Origin of the sequence: Arcobacter acticola, assembly GCF_013177675.1 — a bacterium.
GTDB lineage: Bacteria > Campylobacterota > Campylobacteria > Campylobacterales > Arcobacteraceae > Aliarcobacter > Aliarcobacter acticola.
This window is the reverse complement of sequence record NZ_CP042652.1, coordinates 2184160-2209066: the sequence shown is the minus strand read 5'-3', so window position 1 is coordinate 2209066 and position 24907 is coordinate 2184160. Positions and strand designations below refer to the sequence as shown.

Annotated in this window: 25 protein-coding genes; 9 read left to right on the top strand and 16 right to left on the bottom strand. The window is 25.5% G+C overall.

Features of this window, described 5'->3' with window-relative positions:
• The first annotated feature begins 10 nt into the window (after nt 1–10).
• The 4 genes from AACT_RS11305 to AACT_RS11290 are packed head-to-tail and all read left to right on the top strand — an operon-like array spanning nt 11 to nt 4260.
• Complete coding sequence (locus AACT_RS11305; protein WP_172127005.1) at nt 11–1264, top strand: TolC family protein; 1254 nt, start codon at nt 11–13, stop codon at nt 1262–1264.
• Entirely contained in the window at nt 1261–2406 is a 1146-nt protein-coding gene (locus AACT_RS11300) for an efflux RND transporter periplasmic adaptor subunit (RefSeq protein WP_172127003.1), read from the top strand. The genes AACT_RS11305 and AACT_RS11300 overlap by 4 nt, the downstream gene beginning before the upstream one ends.
• On the top strand, nt 2403–3548 hold the full coding sequence (locus tag AACT_RS11295; RefSeq protein WP_172127001.1) for an ABC transporter permease: 1146 nt from the start codon (nt 2403–2405) through the stop codon (nt 3546–3548). Before AACT_RS11300 ends, AACT_RS11295 begins: the two co-directional genes overlap by 4 nt.
• A gap of 1 nt (nt 3549) precedes the next feature.
• On the top strand, nt 3550–4260 hold the full coding sequence (locus AACT_RS11290) for an ABC transporter ATP-binding protein (protein ID WP_172126999.1): 711 nt from the start codon (nt 3550–3552) through the stop codon (nt 4258–4260).
• Nucleotides 4261–4305: 45 nt separating this feature from the next.
• Here the strand turns inward: AACT_RS11290 and AACT_RS11285 are convergent, their stop codons facing one another.
• From AACT_RS11285 to AACT_RS11265, 5 genes are all read right to left on the bottom strand, one after another.
• Nucleotides 4306–4938, bottom strand: coding sequence for a Crp/Fnr family transcriptional regulator (locus tag AACT_RS11285; RefSeq protein ID WP_172126997.1), 633 nt, complete (start codon nt 4936–4938; stop codon nt 4306–4308).
• A gap of 55 nt (nt 4939–4993) precedes the next feature.
• Nucleotides 4994–5893, bottom strand: coding sequence for a response regulator transcription factor (locus AACT_RS11280; protein WP_172126995.1), 900 nt, complete (start codon nt 5891–5893; stop codon nt 4994–4996).
• 172 nt (nt 5894–6065) lie between these two features.
• Nucleotides 6066–7259: an anaerobic nitric oxide reductase flavorubredoxin gene (locus AACT_RS11275; RefSeq protein ID WP_172126993.1), complete on the bottom strand. Its 1194-nt coding sequence runs from the start codon at nt 7257–7259 to the stop codon at nt 6066–6068.
• 8 nt (nt 7260–7267) lie between these two features.
• Nucleotides 7268–7429, bottom strand: a complete 162-nt coding sequence (gene rd / locus AACT_RS11270) for a rubredoxin (RefSeq protein WP_172126991.1) — start codon at nt 7427–7429, stop codon at nt 7268–7270.
• Between the two features lie 59 nt (nt 7430–7488).
• Complete coding sequence (locus AACT_RS11265) at nt 7489–8847, bottom strand: IS4 family transposase (RefSeq protein WP_172126989.1); 1359 nt, start codon at nt 8845–8847, stop codon at nt 7489–7491.
• Nucleotides 8848–9261: 414 nt separating this feature from the next.
• Here AACT_RS11265 and AACT_RS11260 point away from each other — a divergent pair, with 414 nt between their 5' ends.
• Together AACT_RS11260 and AACT_RS11255 are read left to right on the top strand one after the other, a co-directional pair.
• Nucleotides 9262–10170 (top strand): protoglobin domain-containing protein, encoded by a 909-nt coding sequence (locus tag AACT_RS11260; RefSeq protein WP_172126986.1) that lies wholly within the window; start codon nt 9262–9264, stop codon nt 10168–10170.
• A gap of 137 nt (nt 10171–10307) precedes the next feature.
• The gene (locus AACT_RS11255) at nt 10308–11120 is read left to right on the top strand and encodes an SDR family oxidoreductase (protein ID WP_172126984.1); all 813 of its coding nucleotides are present in this window, start codon (nt 10308–10310) and stop codon (nt 11118–11120) included.
• A 207-nt stretch (nt 11121–11327) separates the two neighbouring features.
• On the opposite strand, the gene AACT_RS11250 is transcribed toward AACT_RS11255, so the two are convergent.
• The 3 genes from AACT_RS11250 to AACT_RS11240 form a co-directional block, all read right to left on the bottom strand.
• On the bottom strand, nt 11328–12005 hold the full coding sequence (locus tag AACT_RS11250) for a hypothetical protein (RefSeq protein WP_172126982.1): 678 nt from the start codon (nt 12003–12005) through the stop codon (nt 11328–11330).
• Nucleotides 12006–12250: 245 nt separating this feature from the next.
• Nucleotides 12251–12604, bottom strand: coding sequence for a NifU family protein (locus AACT_RS11245; RefSeq protein WP_228720483.1), 354 nt, complete (start codon nt 12602–12604; stop codon nt 12251–12253).
• Nucleotides 12605–12998: 394 nt separating this feature from the next.
• Entirely contained in the window at nt 12999–13811 is an 813-nt protein-coding gene (locus tag AACT_RS11240; protein WP_172126980.1) for an AraC family transcriptional regulator, read from the bottom strand.
• Nucleotides 13812–14144: 333 nt separating this feature from the next.
• Here AACT_RS11240 and AACT_RS11235 point away from each other — a divergent pair, with 333 nt between their 5' ends.
• Nucleotides 14145–15341 (top strand): acetylornithine transaminase, encoded by a 1197-nt coding sequence (locus AACT_RS11235; protein WP_172126978.1) that lies wholly within the window; start codon nt 14145–14147, stop codon nt 15339–15341.
• Nucleotides 15331–16032, top strand: a complete 702-nt coding sequence (locus AACT_RS11230; RefSeq protein ID WP_172126976.1) for an MOSC domain-containing protein — start codon at nt 15331–15333, stop codon at nt 16030–16032. The genes AACT_RS11235 and AACT_RS11230 overlap by 11 nt, the downstream gene beginning before the upstream one ends.
• Before the next feature lie 340 nt (nt 16033–16372).
• On the opposite strand, the gene AACT_RS11225 is transcribed toward AACT_RS11230, so the two are convergent.
• From AACT_RS11225 to AACT_RS11210, 4 genes are read right to left on the bottom strand one after another with little or no spacing between them, the layout of a single operon-like run.
• Nucleotides 16373–18571 (bottom strand): TOTE conflict system archaeo-eukaryotic primase domain-containing protein, encoded by a 2199-nt coding sequence (locus tag AACT_RS11225; RefSeq protein ID WP_172126974.1) that lies wholly within the window; start codon nt 18569–18571, stop codon nt 16373–16375.
• 8 nt (nt 18572–18579) lie between these two features.
• A complete protein-coding gene (locus AACT_RS11220) occupies nt 18580–18885 on the bottom strand; it encodes a hypothetical protein (protein WP_172126972.1) in 306 nt (101 codons plus the stop codon).
• Nucleotides 18886–18892: 7 nt separating this feature from the next.
• Complete coding sequence (locus AACT_RS11215) at nt 18893–19780, bottom strand: nucleotidyl transferase AbiEii/AbiGii toxin family protein (RefSeq protein WP_172126970.1); 888 nt, start codon at nt 19778–19780, stop codon at nt 18893–18895.
• Nucleotides 19777–20415: a type IV toxin-antitoxin system AbiEi family antitoxin domain-containing protein gene (locus AACT_RS11210; protein ID WP_172126968.1), complete on the bottom strand. Its 639-nt coding sequence runs from the start codon at nt 20413–20415 to the stop codon at nt 19777–19779. The genes AACT_RS11215 and AACT_RS11210 overlap by 4 nt, the downstream gene beginning before the upstream one ends.
• A gap of 509 nt (nt 20416–20924) precedes the next feature.
• Between AACT_RS11210 and AACT_RS11205 the strand changes: the two genes are divergently transcribed.
• Nucleotides 20925–22571 carry a HipA domain-containing protein gene (locus AACT_RS11205; protein ID WP_172126966.1) on the top strand — a complete coding sequence of 549 codons (1647 nt, stop codon included), beginning with the start codon at nt 20925–20927 and terminating at the stop codon, nt 22569–22571.
• A 396-nt stretch (nt 22572–22967) separates the two neighbouring features.
• On the opposite strand, the gene AACT_RS11200 is transcribed toward AACT_RS11205, so the two are convergent.
• From AACT_RS11200 to AACT_RS11190, 4 genes are all read right to left on the bottom strand, one after another.
• Complete coding sequence (locus AACT_RS11200; protein ID WP_172126964.1) at nt 22968–23180, bottom strand: hypothetical protein; 213 nt, start codon at nt 23178–23180, stop codon at nt 22968–22970.
• Complete coding sequence (locus AACT_RS11195) at nt 23170–23826, bottom strand: zeta toxin family protein (RefSeq protein WP_172126962.1); 657 nt, start codon at nt 23824–23826, stop codon at nt 23170–23172. The genes AACT_RS11200 and AACT_RS11195 overlap by 11 nt, the downstream gene beginning before the upstream one ends.
• Before the next feature lie 509 nt (nt 23827–24335).
• The gene (locus AACT_RS15645; RefSeq protein ID WP_272953554.1) at nt 24336–24461 is read right to left on the bottom strand and encodes a hypothetical protein; all 126 of its coding nucleotides are present in this window, start codon (nt 24459–24461) and stop codon (nt 24336–24338) included.
• A 122-nt stretch (nt 24462–24583) separates the two neighbouring features.
• Nucleotides 24584–24883 (bottom strand): nucleotidyltransferase family protein, encoded by a 300-nt coding sequence (locus AACT_RS11190; RefSeq protein ID WP_172126960.1) that lies wholly within the window; start codon nt 24881–24883, stop codon nt 24584–24586.
• Nucleotides 24884–24907: the final 24 nt, after the last annotated feature.

Genomic DNA, 24907 nt, shown 5'->3' with positions numbered 1-24907 from the left:
AGGATTCCAAATGAAAAAAAGCTTATTACTATTAAGCTTATTCTTCTCATGTGCTTATACTCAAACTTTGAGTTTAGAACAAAGCATAGAAAAAACTCTTTTAAACAATCCAGATATTCAATCTTTTATTTTAAAAACTGAATTATCGCAGAAAAATTATGATGTAACTTTTGCTGATAATTTACCACAAATAAATTTGCAAGCTGAGTATGATTTTGCGCAAACTTACACTAGTTCTTCAAATGGAACTTTTTATACTACTGAAAAAAATGGCGGATATGCAGGTGCAAGTTTAAAGCAAAGAATATGGGATTTCCAAAAAACTTCTTCTAAATTAGATTCTTTAAAAATAGATGAAGATATAGCTAGCTTATCTTTAGAAGATATGAAAGCACTTATGGCTTACAAAATAAAATCTTTGTATAAACTAATTGTTGTTCAAAAAGAAGCAATAGAAGTTCATAAAAAAGATTTGGATTCAAAAAAAGCTTATTATGAACAAGCTCAAGGACTAGTTTCTCAAGGGTTTAAAACAAAAGCAGATTCAAGTCGTTTTTTATCAGCAGTTTATTTTTCAGAAGAAAATCTAGCCATTGCACAAGCTTCATTTGATAAAACAAAGAAATCTCTTTCTTTATATATGGGAGAAAAAATAAAAGATGATACTACTTTTGAATCAGATATTATAAAGAAAAATTATTCTTTTGAACCTGATTTAGTAGAAGAGGAAATCTTAAGTAATAATTCTCAACTAAAAATAAATGCATTAAATATAGATAAAAATAAACTTTTATATAAATCTGCAAAAGCTTCTCATTATGGTTCAATTGATGGGGTTGCTTCTTATAATCATTTTGATACTTTAAATGAATATAACACTTCAACTATTGGTGTTACAGTTGTTGTTCCACTTTATAGTGGAGGAAGAATTGAAGCAGAAACACAAAAAGCAAGAATTAATATTCAATTAGCAAAACAAGAGCAATCATCTAAAATATTAGCTATTAAAGAAAGTTTATCAAATTTACTTATTGATATTGCCAGGTATGATAAAACTATTGCCTCAAAACAAGCTCAACTTCATTGGGCTAATGATACAAAAGATGTTCTAGAAGGACGATATAAAGAAGGTCTTTCAACGTACATAGAGGTACTTGACGCTGAGTCATTAATCTTGACTGCACAATTAGAACTACTTGAGGCTTATTACACTAAAAGTACATCTATAGATCAAGTTGACTATTTAAAAGGAAAAATACAATGAATAAAAGAATTAAATATATAATAATCGCAATACTTGTTATTGTGGGGATAGTTCTTTTTTATAAGAATGTTTATATTGTTAAAACTACTTATAAAACTCTTTCACCCAAAGTTGCTAATTTAGATATTAAAGTATTTGGAATAGGTAATGTAAGTGCTAAAGATATATATTCTATTACTGCTCAAACAGGAGGAAAAATTATATCAATTCTTACAGATGAGGGACAATGGGTAAAAAAAGGTGATTTACTAATTACTATAGATCCAGTTGATATGCCTGAATTAGTTGAAGAGATGCTTATAAGTGTTGAGAAAACAAAATCTGAGCTTAAGGCACTAATAAAAGAAAGTGAGAGCTTAAATGCTCAAAAAGAATTATCTTTGATTACTTATAAAAGATATGAAAACTTAGTTAAACAATCTTTTGTTTCTAAATCTGAATTTGATAAAGCAAAAACAGATTTAAATTCTTTAACAGCACAATTAGAAGCAACCTTAGTTCGTATTGAGTCAAGTAAAATAGAAGTTCAACGTACGCAAAAAAATGCAGATTCTTTAAAAACAAAATTATCTAGATTTCAAATTTATGCTCCAGTTGATGGTTATGTAATATCTAAAAGTGCAGAAGTAGCACAAAATGTTGCTTCTTCTACAACTATTTTAAAAATCGTTGATCCTAAAACTCTTTGGATAAAAGCTTATATAGATGAAAAAATTAGTGGTGATATAAAAGTTGGACAAAAAGCAGAAATAACTCTTCGTTCTCAAAGTAATAAACAATTTACTGGATCTGTTAAACGAATTGTTGCACAAAGTGATGCTGTAACTCAAGAAAGAGAAATAAATGTAGCCTTCGATGAATTACCAATTCCTTTTTATATTAATGAACAAGCAAGAGTTACTATAAATGCAAAAACAATATCAAATGCAATTACAATTCCTTTAAATACAATAAAAGTTGAAGATGGGAAAGAAGGGGTTTGGACTTTAATAGATAATAAAGCTTATTTCAAAGAGCTCAATATTCAAGCAAAAGGTGATAATGAAGCTGCAATAATAAGTGGTATAAAAACAGAAGATATTATAATCATACCAGACAATAGTAAAAAAGCTTTAAGTGAAGGAATGAGGATTCATCAATGATTAATCTAGCCAAAAAAGATATATCTCACTCCCTTGGAAAGTTTTTAGTAACTGCAATGGGTGTAGGTATGCTTCTTGGAATTGTACTTATTATGATGGGAGTATATCGAGGTATGGTTGTTGATGCAGAGATATTAATTAATGATATAAATGCAGATTTGTGGATAGTTCAAGAAGATACCCTAGGCCCTTTTGCCGAATCATCAAGAGTTCATGAAGATTTAAAAAATTCTATAAGTATTATTGATGGAGTAAAGTATAGTGAAGCAATAACCTTTCAAAATATACAGCTTCCAAAAGCTAATATGCCTATTCGAGTTATGGCTGTTGGTTATGATCCTTTTGGTAATATAAATCCAATAAACCCAGATAGACTAATCCAAGGAAGTAAGTTAACAAAAGACCATTATCAAATTGTTGTTTCTAAAGAAACAGGATTCAAACTCCATGATGAGATAATACTTGCAAGAGATAAGTATGAAGTGGTAGGACTAACTGAAAAGACCGTATCTTCAGGAGGTGATTTGTTAGTTTACATCAGCTTAAAAGATGCACAAAAAAATCAATTTTCATATTCTAATAATAGAGTAAGAAACGATCGTGAACGTGGTATAAGTGGAAATGACACTACAATGGTAAATGCAATAATAGCTGTACTAAAAAACGGATATAACACAGATGCAGTTGCAAAAAATATAAAAGAGTGGAAACATAAAAGTGTTTATACAAAAAAAGAACAAGAAGATATTTTAGGAAAAAATCTTATTGAAAGAGCAGCGAAACAAATAGGTTTATTTACGGGTATTCTTATTTTAGTTTCAACAATTATAATAGCTCTTATCATATACACGATGACTCTTGAAAAGATGAAAGAAATATCAATAATGAAACTTATAGGAATTCCAAATAGCGTAATTATAAAGATGATTGTACAAGAAACACTTCTTCTTGGTATTATTGCTTTTATTTCAGGGAATATTTTTTCTCATCTAATATATGAGAAGTTTCCCAAAAGAGTTGTATTAGAAATTTCTGATGCTTGGCTACTTTTTATAGTTGTAATAATTGCTTCTATTTTATCATCTTTTATAGGTGTGAAAAAAGTTATAAGTGCTGATCCAGCAGCTGCAATAGGAGGATGATATGAATAAACAAAGTATTCGTGTTGAAAATCTAGTAAAAAGTTTTGGAAAAGGTGATAGTCTTGTTGATGTTATAGATAAAGCATCTTTTAGTGTAGAAACAGGGGAATTAATAGCATTGATTGCACCAAGTGGTGCTGGAAAAACTACATTACTTATGATGATAGGATGTGTTGAAGAACCCACAAGTGGTCAAATATGGCTTGGCGATGAAAAAGTATATGATAACAAATGGTTAAATAAAGATACAAGAAAGATTCGTAGGGAGAAAATAGGATTTATTTTTCAAGCGCATTATCTTATTCCTTTTTTAAATATTATAGATAATATAACTCTTTTACCTCAAACAAGTGGACAGTCAAAAGAAGAATCAGAAAAAGTAGCAATGGAACTTCTGAAATATTTTGATATTAGTGAAAAAGCTCTTGCCATGCCATCACAACTATCAGGTGGTCAAAATCAAAGAGTTGCAATAGCTCGTGCCTTGGCAAATAAACCTAAAATAATATTAGCAGATGAACCAACTGCTGCTCTTGATAATGAACGCTCAATTAGCGTAGTTAAAATGCTTAAAAAAATAGCAATAGAACAAAATGTAGCAGTTATTATGGTAACACACGATGAAGCCATGCTTCCATTATGTGATAGGATACTTAAGATTGAGAATAAAAAAGTAGTTTCATCTATTTCAAAAGATTCTACATTCGTTTAATATTTTTTATTAATTTATATTATTTCTAGAGAATAATTCTCTAGATTATGAGAAAAGAGTTTTAAGTTTTTCCTTATCTATTGATTTCTTTTGATAATTAATCAAGCCATCATTTTCGAATAATTTTAATCTTCTTGATAATGTCTCAGGTGTGATATTTAAAATTTCAGCAATTATTATTCTTTTTGTATTAAAAAACTCTTTTGTATTATCACATATATACTTTGCTATTCTTTCATCAGCAGTAAGGACTACATCAAAAAGTATAAGATTTTCAAGATTTCTTATTTTCTTTATAAGTGAAGTTTGAATGACTAAAGCTAAGTTAGCATCAGAATAAAGAAGGTGTTTTAAATTCTTAAAATCAATTTTTAGTGCTTCTATTTCTGTAAAAGCTTTTCCTGTTGCAGGATATGGAATATTTTCAAAATTTGCAACTTCTGCTATGAATTCATTACTATAATGATATTTTATGATGATTTCTTTGTTATTTGATGAAGTTTTATAGAACTTTACTATACCTTTTGTAAGTAGAAATAAACAATTAGAATCTTCTCCTTCATAAAAAAGAATATTATCTTTTGATAGTTTTAAATATGAAGTATATTTAGCTATTTCTTTTAAGGTTTCATCACATACATCTTTTAAAAGATAAACATTTCGTAACTTTTGCAGCATATTAACCCCTAAATTAAATACATTTGTATTATATTAGGAATAATTAAATATTATCTTAACTTATTAATATTCTTTTTTCAATATCAAATTTTTTTCTTCTTTCCCAAAGAGATTTTCTAGAAATTCCAAGTTTTTTGGATAATTCTGTATCTGTATATTTATGCTGATAAGAAGTTACCATAGTTTTTACATAATCAGGAATAGTCATAATATTTGAATTAGCTAATAGTCCTTTTGCATTTCTAGCTTCAACCTTTGTATAGGGAAAATCAAGTTCTTCTTCTAATGTAGAAATTACACAATTTTTATTTTCAATTATTTTCAAAAGATTTTCTTTTGGATGTTTTTTTAAAGTTTGATAATTAATTAAATAAATAATTGATTTTTTTTGAATTTTATTTATTTGTTCTTGCCAATTGGATGTCGTTAATGAAATAAAAGTAATTGGCAAGGCCATTTTAATGGATAGTTCATAAACTAATTTATCTGCATATTTCTGAACATTAGTTTCTATTAATATGGGAAAAGAAGTTGCTGATAGAACATCTGTAGTTTTGATATCTAACATAGTAAATTGAAAATAATTTCTTAATTTTTGAAGTTCTTTATTGATATCTTTACATTCTTTATAATGGTGGATTTTTCTTATTAATTCATTCATAATAAATGGTTTCATTATATAATCTTTAGCACCACTTTTAATATGAAGAGTAACAGTTTCATCTGAAATATAAGATACTAAAAGAATAATAATACAATTCTCATTGTATTTTTTTATTATATTATTACAAAAATTAAAAGGGAAAGAAGTAGATAATAAAATTACATCATATTCTTTTGTAAAAGTATCCGTGTTTGGTGAATCGATGTAATCACAATTATACCCATCATTAATAAGTTTTGATACAATTTTTTGTGCTAAATAAATTTCATTTTCTATTACTAATATATTCATTCATTTTTCCATTTATAATATTTATAATTGTTATATTTTATGAATAACAACTTTTTTCTTTTCAATAGAATTTATTCTATTTCTGAAATATGAATGCTAAATACCGTTCTTTTACTTCATAACTTTGTGATTATACTGCTAAACAATAATAGATAAAATGATATTTATCAATTTACTTATTTAAATCCTTAACAAAATCCTTTCCAAACTTAACACATTCTTTAATAGTCTCTTCATCTGGTTTCCAAGAAACCCTTAGTCCTTCATTTACTAACGCAAATCCACTATCCACTAATTTTGCATTAATTAGTTTAACAGACTCTCCACTCCATCCAAATGAACCAAAAGCAGCTGCTTGTTTATTTTTAAATTCTAAAGATTTTACAAATTCAAATAAAGAAGCAATAGTTGTTAAAATTCCTTTGTTTACTGTTGGTGATCCTACTAATATGGCTTTTGATTTAAAAACTTCAGTAATAACATCATTTTTATCTTTTTTCGATAAGTGTATTAATTTAATAACTGTTTGGCTATCTGCTTCTTTTATTCCTTTGGCTATTGCTTCTGCCATATCTCTTGTTGATTCCCACATTGTGTCATATAGAATTGTTATCTGATTTTCTTGATAGTTTTGCGCCCATTTTAAATACAGTTCTACAATTTGAGTTGGGTTATCTCTCCATATTACTCCGTGTGAAGGACAAATCATATCAAGAGGGAGGTTTAAAGATAAAATTTCTTCAATTTTTTTGATTACTTTTGAATTATACGGAGTTAAGATATTTGAATAGTATTTTAAACATTCTACAAATAACTCATTTTGATCAACTAAGTCATTGTATATAGCTGATGTAGCATAATGTTGTCCAAATGCATCATTACTAAAGAGCATATTATCTTGTGTTAAATAGCAAATCATATTATCAGGCCAGTGTAACATTGGAGTTTCTACAAAAATTAATTCTTTATCACCTAAATTAAGTTTTTCTCCTGTTTTTACAATATTAAAATTCCAATCTTGATGAAATTGACCTTTTAATGATTTTGCACAATTGTTAGTACAGTAAATTGGAGTATTTGGTATAAGTTTCATTAATTCAGGAAGTGCACCTGTATGATCCTTTTCACCATGATTTATAATTATATAATCTATATCATCTAAATTAATTTCATTTTTAAGATTTTTAATAAATATATCAGTAAATGTTGAATCAACAGTATCAATTAAAACATTTTTTTGCTCTTTAATAAGGTATGCATTATATGATGAGCCTCTATGTGTTGAATATTTATATCCTTGATAACTTTCAATTTCCCAATCTACATTACCTACAAGGTAAATGTTATTTTTTATATTAAATCCCATTTCTCACCTCAATTAATTATTTCAAAATCTTCTTTTTTAACACCACAATCAGGACATTCCCAATCATTAGGAATATCTTCAAATGCAGTTCCTGGTTCAATACCTGAATCTAAATCACCTATTTCTGGATTATATATATATCCACAAACAGTACAAACATATTTATTCATAAAAAGGCTTTTAAATAAGAGTTTCTAATCAATTAATAATAACTAAAATAATTAATTACTCAACTTTCGCACATAAAACCAAGTTGCTTTTTGGTATGAATGCGTAAAACATTGATAATAAGCTCTAAATCTTTATTTCTCTTGACAATTTCTGTAGTTTGGAGCAAGTTTTCTAATATTTTTAGGAATAGTTCCATTGAAATAGCAAGGGTTTCAAGCTGACACTCTAAGTCTTTGAATAAGTTTCCTAAAGTTTGTGGTTCATTATTGATACGATTGATATAGCTTGTTAAATTGTATGCAAGGAATGATAGAGTGATTCTAGCTATTAGGGATTCATAAATGCGGTTTTCCTCTTTACCGAATTGAAAGTATTCCCTTAGGTCTTTATATCCTTGCTCAATATTCCACCGTTTTTTGTATGTATTTATAATCTCTAAATCTGATAAATGTATATTGGTTGAAAATATTGGTATTAGATTTTCTTTGGTTCTTATAAATACAATCTTTACTCTTCCAAGTGTTTTATGTGTAGTGATAGTTGAAACATAGGAGTATTTGATGGAATTATAGTTACCAAGTTTTGAAGTTTTATTTTGTTTTTCATGATTATATAGAGCTTCAAGTGTTTTATATTTCCCACTAAACTGCCAGATTCTATTGCTTTTTGCAACCCTTGCAATCGTATCCAAACCATTATCTCTAACCTCTTTGATAAAATTTGGTTTTGCATACCAGCTATCGACAAGTAGATAGTCTGCATATATTCCTGAACTTAAAGCTCGTTTTAGCATATTTATTGCTTGGATATTTTTACCGTTTCTCCCTTCAATTCTTCGTTTATAGGCATTGCTTCTATGGTGATATTTATTATCAATAGAATCTATAATTTGATTTTTATTATAGTTCATGGAAAAATCTAGCATCATATCGGTATGAGTATCACTATAGTTTAGTGATACAATATTTAAACCCTTAACTACTCTTTTATCTTTATTGCTCCATAAATTCTTACAACTGCCTTCTATATATTTTCCACGCTTAATTTCAACTGTGTCATCAATGATAAATACTTTTGTATCAGTTGGCTTTTGCAATGATGAAAGTTTATTGATTAAGTTCACGGATGTGAGCAACAATAATTTTCTCCAGTTGTATTTACTATTTTTTAGTAATCTATAATAAACATCTTTCTTAAAACTGTCATTACTATATTTCATAAAGGATGAGATCTTTTTATTAATAAGGAACATATATAAAAATTGTAAGATCACCATATACGGCGGCACACCTACATCACGCTTGATAAAATTACTTTGTTTTAAAATACTGCTAAAATTTATATCTCTTAAAACTAAAACTATAGGATTCTTTAACACACTCTTCATAGCAGTTTCGATAAAATTGTCAATACCCATAAAAAGCCCTTATATATTAATGTTTGTGGTGAACAATTATAGCTAAAAGTGTCTATTTATGGGGTTTAATGAAGCTTTTGAATATAGTGAATTTATGATTTTCTATGTGCGAAAGTTGAGTTAATTATATTTTGATATAAATCAAGATAATTTTTAACTTATTTTCTTAAAATTGTTAAAAGAAGAATTTAAATGAAAACTATTATTACTATTAAAAGAAAATGAAATTAATGATATTGTAGGTTATTAAGAAATTAATACATAAGGAAGATATTGTTATTGATAATTCTTTTGAAGAGTTTTTAACATAATATTATAATTCTTGAAGAAAAAAAGTTTATTAGGTTAATATATAAGTATAATTACTAGAGATAATTTAAATTTTTATATTAGAATTATTTGATAGGATAACAAATGAAAGAATATACCCAGTTAAAAGAACACTATAAATTTACTGAAGAAGAAGCTCTTATTTTAAAAAAACTTCAACCAAGAATGGAAAAACTAGCCGATACATTTATTGATGAATTTTATGATTATATTTGGGGTTTTGGAAGAACTGCAAAATATTTAAAGAACAATGAAATCATTAGTAGACATAAGATTAAAATTAAAGCTTGGTTCATAAATCTTTTTTCTGGTAAATATGATATATCTTATTTTTTATCTATTTATAAAATAGGTGAAATTCACGTTCAAATTGGTCTTCCTACTCACTATGTAAATTCTGCTTTCACTTTTGTTAGAACATTTGTACTTAAGAGTATAGAAGAGAATTTTGAAAATAAAGAACAACATGTAAGAGAAATCAATGCAGTTGAAAAAATAATTGATATGAATTTGGATGTTTTAACTAGTTCTTATAGAGAAGAAGAACTTGGGAAATTTTTATCATTATCTCGAACAGAAAAAGGAATCTTATCTTCACTAAAAAAATTCAATTCTTTTATTAATTACTTTTTAGCATTTGCCTTAGGAATTATTGCTTTTTTTGCTATTGGTTTGTTTGTTTATGATATTTATTTATTATTTTTTACTGATATAAAAATAGAAAAAGGTATATTAACAGTACTTGGAAGTTTATTAGTACTATGGGCATCAATTGAGTTAATACATGAAGAGATAAAACATTTACAAGGAAAAGGTTTTGCAATTGGTGCTTTTATTATGCTTGCAATGGCAGCGTTGATAAGAAAAGTATTAATATATTCTCTTTCAACAGAAAAAGCAACAGAATTATTAATAATTGCCATAGTAATAGTTGCCTTAGCTATTTCTTATTGGCTAGTAAGTATTAACAAAAGAAATTCAGATAATAATTAAACTATGAAATAAAAAAATTCGTTTATTTCTCTTTTAATAAATAGATTTTAAATTATAAGGCCTCCATTATTGATATAAATCTATTTTATTTATCTCGCTATAGGATAATATAGTGATTAAAATAAAAGGATTTATATATGTCAAAAGTAGTTCTAATTACAGGTGCAACATCAGGAATGGGTGAGTTAACATCAAAGTTACTTAGTGATAATGGATATATTGTTTATGCAGGTACAAGAGATAAAAATACAATAAGTAATGATGGATTATTAAAAAGCATATATATAGATGTAACTAAGACAGAAAGTATAAATAATGCTGTTGAAAAGATTATAAAAGATGAAGGCAAAATTGATGTTCTTGTTAACAATGCTGGATATGGTCTTCTTTCAACTGTAGAAGATGGAACAGATGAAGAAATGTTTAATCAGTTTGATGTAAATGTATTTGGACTACTCAAAGTTACAAGAGCAGTTCTTCCATATATGAGAGAAGCAAAAGCAGGAGTTATAATTAATATTAGCTCATTTTTAGGAAAGATGGGACTTCCTCTTTTAGCTCATTACAATGCATCTAAGTATGCAGTTGAAGGAATAGTAGACTCTTTAAGATTTGAAACTCTACCGTATAATGTAAGAGTTCATTCTATCCAAGCAGGACTTTTTGGAACAAATTTTGTAAAAAAGGGTTTAGTTGTTAATTCAAAAACAACAGATGAAAACTCACCCTATAAAGATTTAGTAGCACATTTTGTTCCAATAGTGGCAAAAGCGATAAATGAAGGTCCTTCTTCTCAACCAATAGCTGATGCAGTAAAAAATATTATAGAAGATGAAAACTCAGAAATATTTATTCCTGTGGGGGATGAGGCTAAAACTTTTATACCACTAAGAAAAGAGTTAAGCGATAAAGCATTTGAGCAAAAAGTTAGAGATACTTTTAGTATTTAATATATAATTAGAAATATTCTTTAGTTAAATATTTGATGTATGTAAAGTAATCTCATATTTTCTGTTAACATATAAAAGAATATTTCTAAGTTCTCCTTCATTTCTTTAAATCTAATAGAAACTTGTGATTATTGATAATAGATGATATTCTTTAATCACCTCGATAGATTAAATAATTAAAACAAATAAATATTGCAAAAGTGATGCTTATTTATATTTAGTATTAATTAATTTAGTAACTATTTCATAAGAAATATTTGACATGATATCAATTCTAGTTTTTTCTTTTGAAAACATTGATAAATTTCCTACTTTTTTAAAAGTTATATTAATTTTTTCATAGATTCTGAATATACTATCAAAATCATATTTATCAAGAAATGTAAATTTATTAAATGTATATCCACTTTCCTTCATATCTTGAATCAAATAAAGACATATTAGATCAGGAATCCACATCTTTTTATTTTTATCTATGGAGGTGGATGTAATTAGAAATTCTAAGTAGTTTATACATGTATTATAGAAGTAGTACGTACTATCAGCTAATCTGGCTTTAGTTAAAGTATCTTTATTTTCATTTTGAAGAATCATTATATTTTGAACTTTTTCAATAGTTAATATATTTTCTTGAATATCTTTTTTTAAGTCTTTCATAGTATTATAGGTTGTAATTCTTTCATCAGATGTAAAATCTGAAATTAATTCTTCAGCATTCGCAGTATCTTCTACATATAAATAGTTTTCTAATAACATATCACATATCATTAAAACTATTTCACATTTTAAATCTTTTAATGTATAGTTTCTTTGATGTAAATATGTTTTAAGATACTTTTGCTTTTGTATGGTATTTGATTTTGTTTTAGATGTCTTTTTTATCAAGGTTTTACTTCTTATCTTATAAGATTGAATTAATTATATATCAATTAATTAGAATATTTATTGATAAAAAACAATAAATTAAATTTTTGATAAAATTTGTATTTACACAATTATTTCAAAGTATCCAAATAAGTTTTCTACTCTTTTTTTGATTTGAATTTGTATAATATAATGTCTTATCTGTGTTTAGATATTAAACTAAATATATAGATAGATGGCTACCGAGTCTTTTTTATATCTTTCAGTTATAATTTAAAAAACTTTTTAATTTTATTAATCAATCCATTTTCCCTTTTTTCTTTTATGGGTTCTTCTTCTTTATAACAATTTTTAGGAAGTTCATTCCCTGGCATACCATCAACATTAATAACCTTTATCTCGGGATGAATCAATTTCCTAAACTCTTCTTGTACGACCATTTTTGTTGTCATCAGACTCATTGCACAACCATGACATGCACCGGTAAGTTCTATATAAATAGTAGCACTTTTTACACCTAACAATCTAATATCCCCACCATGAGAGCTAATGTAAGTACTTATTTTAGATAAATTATACTTTGTCGCTCTATATATCTCCTCATCTGAAAAAGGCATCATTTAATTATCCTTTGTAATATATATTATAATTTATTATAATAGTATATGATTACTTAAATAAGACTAATCATTTTGCAATACTTTTCTAAGCACTATTTCTATTTTAATTATTTTAAAAAGTATTGATTGGTTTTATTATACTAAAGCTTTATTTTTTAATGATACTTTTGAATTTATAGACTCTCAATCTCTTATTTCAGATCTTTTGAAGAATTAGAAAAGATTAATATCAATTTTTCTGTAATTTGAATAAATATCTTTTATTATGATTGATGATTAGATTTTTCCATAATGTATTGATTTGAACTTTTGAAAAATACAATAATTAAATCAATGATATTTTTATAAGATTTTATTATAATATTTAATTTTTCAATATATTTTTTATTTTACTTTATGTATGTTTCTTTAAATTTTTAAACTCTAAAGGAGAGGAAGAAGTATAGTGTTTAAAAAATTTAGAAAAATGTGAAAGGCTATTAAATTCTAAATTATTAGAAATTTCTGTAATGGTTAAGTTACTATAAGTTAATTCTCTTTTTATTTCAATAATAATTCTTTCAAAAATTAAAGAAGATACTGTTTTATTTAAATATTTTTTTGTTAATTCATTTAATCTTTTTGTTGTTAAATTAAGTGATTTTGCATAAAACAATGCTGATTTTTCGTGTATAAATTCTTTTTCAATTAGATCTAATAATAAATAGATTCTTTGATCTTTATAATATAAATTATTTGTATTTTTTTTAGATTTTAATATATATTCTAATATTGAACCAAATAAGTAAGCACAAAGAGTATTAGGTTGATTTTCAGTTAATAACATTGATATTAACTGATTGATATTATTGAAAACACTTAAAGATAGTTCTATAATAGGAAAAGAATTTTTTTCATATAATTTGTTTACCATATCATATGAGGGTAAAAAATCTTTTGAAAAATGGAAAATATATCCTATGCAAGTATTAGGTTGTTTATCTTTGATCCATTGATGTACTTGTCCAGGTTTTATTAAATAAACTGTGTTTTCTTTTAAATCATATGTTTGGAAATCTATAGTAAGTTTTATATTACCTTTTGATATGCAAACAAGTTCATATAGAGAATGTTGACGTATATCAAAAGAAAAACCATTTATATTTTTTTCAATTTTTTTAATACTAAATGAGTTATTATTTCTTGATGTATTTACTTTATCTTCCATATTATATTTTAACCTTTTAAAACTTCAATGAAGTCAAAGTTAAATCTTTTTTATAATCTATTGTTTTATGGTTGATGTACAAATTATACAATAAATTGTACTAATTAACCATTTATATTTTTTTTTGCTAAATGTATACTGCTGAAAAAACATAGGGAAATTAAATGAGTGTAACAAAGATATATATTTACATTATTAGAAGTCTTTTCAATTTAAGTTTAAATACTACAAAATATTTTGAGAATAAATATTCAAAATTAATAAATCAACAAATAAATAAAGTTAATAAAAGAAATTACTAAGTGGTAATTTAAAAATGGGGAATACAATAAAATGTCTTTAAAAGAATTAGATAAGAAATATGTATTAAATACTTATAACAGAAACTATGTTAATTTTGTAAAAGGTGAGAGTGCAACACTTTTTGACGAAAATATGAAAAATTATATAGATTTTGGGAGTGGAATTGGTGTTGTTTCTGTTGGTCATGGAAATAAAATCATTGCTAAAACTATTTATGAACAAGCAGAAAGAATTACACATATTTCAAACTTATTTGCAATAGAACCGCAAAGTTTATTGGCAAAGAAAGTGGTTGAATTAAGTGGTTATGACATGGCATGTTTTTTTGGAAATAGTGGGGCTGAAGCAAATGAAGCAGCAATCAAAATTGCAAGAAAGTATGGGCAAAGAAAATATAATGGTAAAAGATATAAAGTTATAACATTAGAAAATTCATTTCATGGACGAACCATTACAACTTCAAAGGCCACGGGGCAAGTAAAAGTTCATAAAAAAGATTTTGCACCTTATCCTGAAGGATTTTCTTTTAATCAAAATATTGAAAAAATATATAAAAGTGTTGATGATGAAACAGTTGCTGTGATGATGGAACTAATTCAAGGAGAAGGTGGTCTTATGACATTTGAAATTGAAGAAGTTCAAAAATTAGCTAGATTTCTAAAAAGTAAAGACATTTTGCTAATTATTGATGAAGTACAAACTGGAGTATATAGAACGGGAGAGTTCTTAGCTTCTAATTTTTATAATATTGAGCCAGATATCATAACTATTGCAAAAGGCATAGGTGGTGGAGTTCCTATTGGAATAGTTATGAGTAAACATAAAGAGATTTTTGAACCAGGAGATCATGGTAGTACTTTTGGAGGTAACTATCTTAGTTGTCAAGTAAGTTTAAAAGTATGTGAGATTTTAGAAAAACATAAAAATACTGGTGTATTGAAGAGTACATCTGATTATTTTTCTTTATCATTACTTAATATACTAAATGATTACGATGATGTTTTTGATAAAATACTTGGATTTGGCTTGATGAAAGGATTACGTTTAAAAAATGAAAATATATTAGAAAGCGTAATAAAAACTTTATTTGAAGAAGGAGTAATAGTTTTAAAATCAGGAAAAAATGTTTTAAGATTTTTACCCCCTTTAACAATTACAAATAAAGAGATAAAAGAGGGATTTAGAAGAATTGAAATTGCTCTAAAAAGGATTAAAAATGAAGATTAAATCAAGAATTAGAAATATTTTTTGTGGAAAAGAACAAGAAATTGATGATGGAAAAAGAAATTCTTATAAAACATCATATAAAAAAACACTTGTATCTAAAAATGAAATATTAATTGTAAATGAATTTGGATTTAAAATGGATACACAAAGTGATAAAATACATCATGGAGGAATTGATAAAGCTGTATGTGTGTATAGTCAAAAGTATTATCCTTATTTTAAAAATAAATATGATTTAAGTCTCTCTGAATGTGCATTTGGTGAAAACTTTACTATCGAAGACTTGGATGATTCAGAAGTTTGCTTAGGAGATAAGTTCCAATGTGGAGAGGTAATATTTGAAGTTTCTCAACCAAGACAGCCTTGCTGGAAAATATCTTCTGTTTTAGGAATAAAAAGTTTAACTGCATTAATTGTAAAAGAACATAAAACAGGATTTTATTTTAGAGTGATAAAAGGTGGGTATATTCAAATAGGTAATGAATTAGAATTGATTTCAAGAGATTACCCTGATATAACTATTGAGCATATAAATCAATGTTCATTTAATGCAAAAGAAAATCAAAAAAATATAAAGAAAATACTAGCTTGTGATAAATTAGCAAATGCTTATAGATTATCTCTATCAAAAAGATATAAAGATAAAGAACAAGGCATTCAAGAATGGCAAGAAGATACGTATGGACAATAAGTTATTATATTTATTTTTCTTATCTAATTTTGAATTAGAAACTTAAATCTATACTTAAAGTAGAATAGCTTAGAAACTTTTATTAAGTACCTGTCCAGTTACATTAATTCCTACTCAAAATAGGTTAATAGCTTTTTTAAATTGAAATTTCATAAGTAACTCACAAACATCTATTTTCCGACACTTATTAATTTTTCCATATTTTAAATTTTAAAAAGTATACGAAAACTAAAAGATATGTTTTTCACTAGATGTCAGAAAATATAAAGTTAGTTTTCGTATATAGGAAGGGCTGTTACTTAAATTATATATAAAATCATATTCTGCAGAAAGTTATTCTTTAAAATAATCCCTTTTCATTCAATGAAATATAACCCATTTTTTTATAACCTTTTTGTCTTTTTTGAAAACTTGATCGTAACATGGGAGTATTTTCATCATAAAAATCTATAGCTATACACTCTTGTCCATCTCTTCCTATTCTCCCAAGATATTGAACTATTCTTCCCCAATATGAAACGGGCATTGTAAGAATAATAGCATCAAGATGTGAAAAATCTATTCCTTCTCCAATAAATGAGCTAGTTGATAAAATAATTGAGGAACTATTAGCTTCTTTTAAAAACTCTTTTTTCATTTTTGATTTTAAGCCACCATGTATAAGAGTTGATTTTATCTTTTTTGCATCTAATATGTGATATAAAATATTTAAATGTTCAATTCTTTCACTAAGTACTAAGATATTTCTATTTTTTAATTTTTCAATCTCAGAAATTATGAGATTATTCCTATCAAAATCTTCTACCATTTCATTTAGAATTAATGAAAAATCATCACTTAGTGCTTCAAATGTAGAAACAATTGTTTTTAATGTATGTATTTTTTTAATCTCTTTTTTTGATTCATATGCAATATCTCCACACTGCATAAACATAATTGGATGCATCCCATCTTGTCTTGCAGGTGTTGCACTTAAACCTAAAACAAATTTACCTTTAAACCTTTTTAGAGGTATTTCAAAGGAAACTGCTGGAATATGATGTGCTTCATCAATTATAATTTGTGAATATTCTTCAATTAGTTCAGGTCTATTTTTTAGTGATTGTAAAGTAGCTATGTCTAAATTTGAATTTAGTTTTTTCTTACCATTACCAAGCTTTCCAATGGCTTTTATATCAATCTGAAAATATTCACATAATCTTTCTACCCATTGATCAAGTAAATTGCTTTTGTTTACTAAAATCAAGGTATTAACTTTTCTTTTTTCAATTACTGCTGCTGCAACTGCCGTTTTACCAAATCCTGGAGGTGCAATCAAAATTGAATAATCTTGTAGGAGTATTTTTTCTAAAGCTATTTGCTGTTCATCTTTTAAAGTAAGATTAAAATTTAGTTTCTCGATAGACTTTACAAATCGTTTATCTTCAATAAAAAGTTTTGCTTTATTAGAGTTGAAAAGGTTAAGAACTTTATTTGTAAGTCCTCTTGGAACAATAATATATTTTTCATTTATATCAAATGATGTAATAATTCTTGGTGTATTAAAAGTAGAAAATCTTAAATTCTGTAACTTAAAAAACTCTGGATTTGAAAAGCTTGATAATCTTTGTAGTTTATTTAATACTTCTTTTGAGAGATTTTCTTTTTCAATATATAAAGCATCATATAAAATTGCTTTGGTTGTTTTAGGGAAAACAAGTGGTTTATCTCGTTTAATTTCCCAAGGCATAAGGTTCTCATCATAATTTGAGCTTAGTAAATGCTCTCGTAAAATTGCTGATACTTGATAGAATGATATTTTTGAAATATTTTGTAATATCTCCCATTGATTCTCAAATGGTTGCATAGTATCTATATCAATAAAAATTGTTTTATTTTCACATCTTGAGCCATAGTGAAGAGGAAGTGCAACTAAATTCCCTAATGCATCAGGTGATACAAAATCTTGATTTGGAAACATTCTATCATAGCTTGTCATATCAATACCACTAGTTGTATCCATAGCTTTTGTGATAATTATATCACCTAGTTTTCTGGCATCCTTTGCTTTAATTGTTAATTCAAAAAAGTACCAAATATGGATACCATTCCCTGATTTTGAAAGCTCTATCAATGGTTTTAGTCCAAGACTTAACGAGATTTTATTTATAGCTCTTGCATCTTCAATAAAACTTGCTTTATCTAAATCAATTACTAAAAATTTTGCCATAGTTTGATTTACGACAACATAAGTGCCAAGTCTAATTTTTCCTTCTAGATGTTGTTGAATAATCTCATTTGAAATAGGAATATAATCATTCCCTTTAAAAGTATAAGTTGAGGGAGAATAACCTTTTTTTAATCCATCTTTACTAACCCAATATTTTGCAAAAACATCACTTCTACCAATAAAAAGAGATTTAAAAAGTTCAATTTTCTGCTCTTTTGAAAAAGGTGATAATTTTTCTATTTCTCTTTTTGTTTGTAGAATCTCATTATCTAAATTAATTTTTTGAGATTCTAAATGTTGTAGTTTTTGGCGAAGTTCTGGAAGAGTCATTTTTAATCTTAATCACCTAAATCATTTTTTGGATTTTCTAAGGACTGTTTCATTTGTTGTTGAAACTCCCATCTTTTATCTTCTGAACAAATATCATTGATATATCCAATAGTATTATGCTTAGAGTTATTTACACCAAAAATTTCTTGCAAATTTGAGACAAGATTACGAAAACATTCAAACTCTTCTTTTTTACCATTATTATGGTCATATTCAAGTTCTTGAATTACAATTTTCTTTTCAACACTATCTTCATATTCTGGTGGAATTGTTATAATATAACCATTGGTTGCTGTTTCAATTTCTATTTTCATAACTTGTTTACCTAACTTTCATATTTTCAATTACAGCTATAAAAAACTCTTTTGACCAAAGTTCAATTTCTCTAATATCTTTTATAAAAGGTTGAACATCATTTTTTGCTTTTTCTACATCAAGAGTTTCTATTCTTTGTAACAATAATTCTTTTATGCTTTCTTTGTTAAGAGTATCTGGTATTTTTATATCATTAGATTCTAAATATTTACAACTTTGAGTTAATCTTGATTTTAAATGCTTAGAGTCAAGTTCCACATTATTTGCTATATACCAAATTAAATCATACCAATCTCTTCCTTTTGGTCTTGTACTCCATGCTCGACATAAAATCGCATGCATTTTCCCTGCGTATAAAGATGGTAATGTAAATGCATTTATAGAAAATGGTCTAGGTGTTAATCTAATTACATTTTGTGTTTCAAAATCTAATGGAGGATTTGTATCTACTTCTAATTTTATTTTTACAATTTTGTCTTTGTTAATAGCTTTAGTAATATCTTTTGGAGCATTTATATTTAGTAAATGCTCTATAGTATTTCCTTTTACAAATGCTGATGCTATTGCACTATTTGAATTCTTTTCTTTTATTTCTATTGTTATATCAAATCCAAATGATTTTAAAGTATCAACAATAGCATCTTGAAAAGGCTTTAAATCAAAGTTTGGATTTGATTCAAGTAGCGAAAAATCTAAATCTTCAGAAAATCTAGGAAGATTATGTAAAATTCGTAAAGCAGTCCCACCATAAAAAGCAGCATGTTTAAAAAATCCAGCATCATACAGCCCAAGCAGTACTATTTCTTGAAGAATTTCTCTTAATGCATCAAAACTACTATTTGAATTTGATAAATCATATTTTTCTAACATTTTCATAAGTGCTGGATGAGTCATAATTTTCCTTTTTTTACTATAGTTGCCAATGTTTTTAGATTTCTTGATTTATATGCAGTTGCAATTATTTCTATAAGTTCATAATTTAAAGGTGTAGTAATATCAATTCTTAAATCATATTTTAGATATTCAATCATTGAATTTTGAGTTAAAGTTCCAATGCCTCTATCATATTTTATTTTATCACATAATGCTTTTTCAGCAGTTGCAATAAATCTTCCACCTTCAATATCATCATAAATCCAATCAATTCCCAAAGAATATGCTTGTAGACTTACTTTTTTATAACTAAATCTTCCAATAGGAGTATCAAATAATTTTTCATTTTTACTTGTAGCTGATGTTACTTCACTTACTCTTTCAGGTATCATTCCATAATAACTTAAAGCATAATCAAATGATACATAAGATGGTGAATATAAAGTATTTGCAACACTGAGTAGATTAATTGGTTTTGTTTGATAAAGTTTAGAAAAAGTATAAAAACCTTTTTTTAATCTTACTAATTCACCATTTTTAACAAGATTTGATATTTTCTCATTTACATTACTAATTGATTTCTCAAGTAGTGAATATATCATTTCATGGGAAAAGATACTTAATGGTAAAGCATTTTTTAATTCTATTGTTTTCATAGGAATGATTTTAACATAATATTCATTATATTGTATAGATAATCCAATTTATTGAGATTTAATTTATATAATAATGAATTTTTTATATTAAGAAAATAAAATTTAGAATAATTCTTGAAACTTAATTTAATATTAATAATATACACGAGAGAGCTAAGATAAAAATATGCAAAAAGAAGTAGATGAAAAATTATTTTTAAACATCTGTTTTCCGACACTTAGTAATTTTTCCATATTTTAAAAAGTATACGAAAACTAAGAAATATGTTTTTCAGTTAATGTGGAAAATATAAAATTCATTTCCGCATACATAATTCTTTTCTAAAACTCAATTGTTAAATAAAAATTATAATATTCTCTAAAATATAGAATATTCTTAATAAATCCTAAAGTATTATAAAATTCGCACGAAATTGCACGAAAAAATATCAATTTATACATTTTATGCTATTATTTAATAATTACTTAAAAACTATATATTTCGCATGAAATTGCACGAAAGGAAAGATATGAAAGTTGATGACTTATCTAGAAATCAAAGAAACATTATTGCACTACTTGAAATAATAAAAGAAGGTTCATCAAGTGAATTATCACAGAAGCTTGGACTTCCTAAAAGAACGTTTCTTGACAATGTTAATTTTTTAATTAAGAATGATTTTGTAAAAAAATCAGGAGTAGGAAAAAGTACTTTTTATTCTAGAGTTATAATAAATGAATATATCGCGAAAGAAATTACTGTTTTTAAAGAAGGTGTTAGGTTTGGTGTTCTTGAATTCGGAACAGATGGTTTTGGATTTTTATATGATAAAAATTATAAAGGAGAGAAACCAGATAATCTTATGGAGCAAAAAAATCGACCTGATTTATTTCCAGAGTTTGAGAATCTTATTCCTGAATATGCAAGAAGAGATAAGTTAATAAGAGAATATAATTCAGAATATTTATCTGAGTTGTTAATTCACTTGAAAAATTCCCATGGAGCATATGATTTTATAAATAGCTATGAAGAAGGGAAATATATAAGTGATTATTCAAAAAGACCTTCTTGGTACAGTGTAAAAAATAAAATACTAGGAGAAAATGATTATCCAAATGTTTTATCTGGTTTCAATCTTAAAATAGACAATGAAATATTAAAAGCTAAAACTAAAGGAGAACATTCACACTTAAGTGGTAATCAAAATAAAGTGGATATTAATATTGATTTTGAAAACAAAAATATTTCAGAAGTAACAAACGATGAGATTGCTCAATATTTACTTAAACCATATAGTGAAGATTTGTCCAGTTATTTTGAACAGTTTAAAAAAAAAGATAAAGGTTATTATCCACATATTGCAATTAATGAACATCTTTTTATGAGTTTTGCAAAAAATGAGTTAGGATTTAACGTTCCTTATACTGCATTAATAGAAGGGGAAAGAGAATTCCACTACATAACAAAAAGATATGATAGATATGAAAATTATAAATATCATCAAAAAGACTTTGCTCAATACCTTAATATTGATAGTACTAAAAAATATAAAACAACAAGTGAGAAATTATTTAGTAAATTAAATGAAGTTTTATATAATGAAGAAGAAAAGTTTAATGCATTAAAATTTTATTTTTATTCTACTATTATTAAGCATAGTGATCTTCATGCAAAAAATATTGCTACTTTAAACATAGGAAGAGAAAAGAATATACTAGCACCATTATATGATGTCATATCAATTGGTATTTATTATGGAAATAGTGATGCGCTTGGTTTATCTGTTAATAATAAATATCCTAATCAAAGAGTTAAGTTTAGAGTGGAAGATTTTTATGGACTTGCCCATATATTAGGGATTAGTAATGAAAGATTTAAACTAGCTGCAAAAGATATTCTAATTACCTTTATTGATAAATTTCCTTCATATATAGAAGCAACAAAAGACTTATTGAAGTTTTCTTCACTTGAAATTAATAATACAAGAAATGGATATACAAATCTAATTATTAAAATGGCAAATTTTTATAATGAAAGAATTGTTGAGTTTATGAAATTAAATATGTTGAAAGATTTTGAAATAGAGCATTATAAAAATAAATTACAAGATGATAAGCTTTTAAAGTATGATAAAAATGAGTTAAAAAAGTTACATAAAAGTCATATTATAAAATAAATGATGAATGATTTTTTTAAATTCACTTAATAACTTAAGCAAATATTTTTAACCCAATATTTTCATTAATTTTTCCTGTAAGTTTAGTTGTTTTAATTTAACATACTGCTGTTAATTTAAAAAAATATGAAATTTATATTTTGTAGACAAGTGGAATAATAAATGTGCTATCTAAAAATTATTTTTAAACATCTGTTTTCCGACACTCAGTAATTTTCATATATTTTTGAATTTTTAAAAATATATGAAAACCAAGAAATATGTTTTCCATATAGTGTCGGAAAATATAAAGTTAGTTTTCGTATATATAATAAAATGTTGAACTTCGATAGGGAAAAAAGTGTCTGAATTTTAGTTACCATTCCAATTGGTTGAATTATTAATATTGTTTTAGAATCACTTATTAAAAAAATTATCTGTAATTTGCTTTTCTTGAAGATTTATATCTTTAGCTATAGCTCTGATTCTTTCATCTTCTTCATAAAGCTCTAATTTTTGTTTCACAAAATCTTCTGCACCACTAATATTCTTTGATTTTTGTATAATTTCTTCTTGTAATTCATTTATTCTAATAAGTGCATTTTTCATAAGTTGATCATTAAATTTCAAAATCTACTCCTATTTTATTTTTTATAAAATTATCATCAATATTTTGATAAAAAGTATCATTTCTTTTATCAATGAAATGTAAATTAATACTCTCTTTAAATAATGATTTTATCTCTAATACTGTGTTATAAGAGTTAAAATTACTCTTAACAAATATTTCTTTAGGGACTTTCCTGTGTGTTACTACTTCTCTTCTTGTTGCATATTCAAAACAAACTTTTGGATAATTATAGAGATAATATATATGAATATTGTAGCCTCTTTTTGCTAATCTTTCAATATTTTGAATAGCTAAATTAACATTAGATAGATTAGAATCTAAAATAATAGAATAACCTTTTTTTAAAGTATAGTTAAAAAGTCCATTAAATCCTCTACTGGCAACTTTTTGGAAAACATCTGAATTCTGACCATCATAACCAACTGGCTTGAAAAATTCTCTAATATTATCAGTATCTATATGTAAAATATCTGGATTATTTTCCTTAAAAAAAATCCCTAACTCAGTTTTCCCAACACCACTCATACCAGCTGTAAATATAGCTATTTTTTCATCTGTATCTTGTATCTCATTTGTGTACTCATTTAAAAATTGTTGTTTGTTCTGATTAAGATAGTCCGTAGCTATTTTTTCTAATTTGTTCATTTTAAGTTATTCTTTTTATAAATTTTGAATTTGATTTAATGCAAAAATTGTTTTATCATCATTAAACTTAGATTATAACATACTCCTTCAATGTTTCAAATTATATATTATATTCCTAACTATACATCTATTTGGGTGATAACATAAATAGGCAATAGCTTTTTGAATCCAAATTCTAAAAGCAGCTTACAATCATCTGTTTTCGACACTATCAAAAACTTCAAAAATAACTAAAATTCCATCAAATAAGTATACGAAAAATACTATCGGATTAAAATATAGTACGGAAATTAAGTATAAAGGGTTTTTCGTATATTAAAATTTAAAGGTATGTAATAATGAATTAATTAAGTATGTGATAAGTGAAAGATATATTTTAAAAATAAGAATTAAGAGATATAAATTGATGTGATATGCAGGATTAAACTTGCCTTTAAATAGGTAGTTTTGAAGACAAAATTATAAAAGTACCCCTAAAAAGTACCCTAAGATTATAAATTTCTAAAGTTTTAAAATTCTTTTTTTATATCTAAAATAGTCTGTTTAAAAATAGGTAAATTGTATCTAATTACTTCTTCAATAATATTATCATCCTTAAGTTTAGAAAATTGTTCTGCAATTCTTATTATATTCATTCTAATTGCTGGTTTTATAATTTTATCATTTATTGCTTGTGTAATTTTTAGATTACTGTCATTTTATAATGAAATCAATATCTTAAATAGCTTCCAATATTTTATTTAATCTATTTATTGCTTTAGACATATATTAAATCTTTCATGATTTTTTTATTTGAATCAGATACAAAATCAACTTCTGTTTTGAAGATTGTTTTTAATTCATCTTTTATTTCATCGATTCTTAATATTTTAGAAAAACCACCAATATATTTTTTAGAGAATTTATCATAATCTAATTTATAAGCTATATCAATATCACTATACTTAGTATTTGTTTCTTTTGCATAACTTCCAAATACTCCAAGTATTTCTAAGCCTTCATTTTGATATATTGGTTTTAGTTCTTTTAATTTATTTAATATTTCATTTTTATTCATAATAAAATTATATCATAAAAAAAT

Coding starts and splice junctions, on each gene's coding strand:
- AACT_RS11295 (WP_172127001.1), top strand. CDS start 2,403: ATGATTAATCTAGCCAAAAAAGATATATCTCACTCCCTTGGAAAGTTT.
- AACT_RS11230 (WP_172126976.1), top strand. CDS start 15,331: ATGAAGATTAAATCAAGAATTAGAAATATTTTTTGTGGAAAAGAACAA.
- AACT_RS11255 (WP_172126984.1), top strand. CDS start 10,308: ATGTCAAAAGTAGTTCTAATTACAGGTGCAACATCAGGAATGGGTGAG.
- AACT_RS11290 (WP_172126999.1), top strand. CDS start 3,550: ATGAATAAACAAAGTATTCGTGTTGAAAATCTAGTAAAAAGTTTTGGA.
- AACT_RS11300 (WP_172127003.1), top strand. CDS start 1,261: ATGAATAAAAGAATTAAATATATAATAATCGCAATACTTGTTATTGTG.
- AACT_RS11260 (WP_172126986.1), top strand. CDS start 9,262: ATGAAAGAATATACCCAGTTAAAAGAACACTATAAATTTACTGAAGAA.
- AACT_RS11235 (WP_172126978.1), top strand. CDS start 14,145: ATGTCTTTAAAAGAATTAGATAAGAAATATGTATTAAATACTTATAAC.
- AACT_RS11210 (WP_172126968.1), bottom strand. CDS start 20,415: ATGAAAACAATAGAATTAAAAAATGCTTTACCATTAAGTATCTTTTCC.
- AACT_RS11205 (WP_172126966.1), top strand. CDS start 20,925: ATGAAAGTTGATGACTTATCTAGAAATCAAAGAAACATTATTGCACTA.
- AACT_RS11285 (WP_172126997.1), bottom strand. CDS start 4,938: ATGCTGCAAAAGTTACGAAATGTTTATCTTTTAAAAGATGTATGTGAT.
- rd (WP_172126991.1), bottom strand. CDS start 7,429: ATGAATAAATATGTTTGTACTGTTTGTGGATATATATATAATCCAGAA.
- AACT_RS11245 (WP_228720483.1), bottom strand. CDS start 12,604: ATGATGCCTTTTTCAGATGAGGAGATATATAGAGCGACAAAGTATAAT.
- AACT_RS11275 (WP_172126993.1), bottom strand. CDS start 7,259: ATGGGATTTAATATAAAAAATAACATTTACCTTGTAGGTAATGTAGAT.
- AACT_RS15645 (WP_272953554.1), bottom strand. CDS start 24,461: ATGAATATAATAAGAATTGCAGAACAATTTTCTAAACTTAAGGATGAT.
- AACT_RS11190 (WP_172126960.1), bottom strand. CDS start 24,883: ATGAATAAAAATGAAATATTAAATAAATTAAAAGAACTAAAACCAATA.
- AACT_RS11215 (WP_172126970.1), bottom strand. CDS start 19,780: ATGACTCATCCAGCACTTATGAAAATGTTAGAAAAATATGATTTATCA.
- AACT_RS11240 (WP_172126980.1), bottom strand. CDS start 13,811: ATGGAAGATAAAGTAAATACATCAAGAAATAATAACTCATTTAGTATT.
- AACT_RS11195 (WP_172126962.1), bottom strand. CDS start 23,826: ATGAACAAATTAGAAAAAATAGCTACGGACTATCTTAATCAGAACAAA.
- AACT_RS11305 (WP_172127005.1), top strand. CDS start 11: ATGAAAAAAAGCTTATTACTATTAAGCTTATTCTTCTCATGTGCTTAT.
- AACT_RS11225 (WP_172126974.1), bottom strand. CDS start 18,571: ATGACTCTTCCAGAACTTCGCCAAAAACTACAACATTTAGAATCTCAA.
- AACT_RS11265 (WP_172126989.1), bottom strand. CDS start 8,847: ATGGGTATTGACAATTTTATCGAAACTGCTATGAAGAGTGTGTTAAAG.
- AACT_RS11280 (WP_172126995.1), bottom strand. CDS start 5,893: ATGAATATATTAGTAATAGAAAATGAAATTTATTTAGCACAAAAAATT.
- AACT_RS11220 (WP_172126972.1), bottom strand. CDS start 18,885: ATGAAAATAGAAATTGAAACAGCAACCAATGGTTATATTATAACAATT.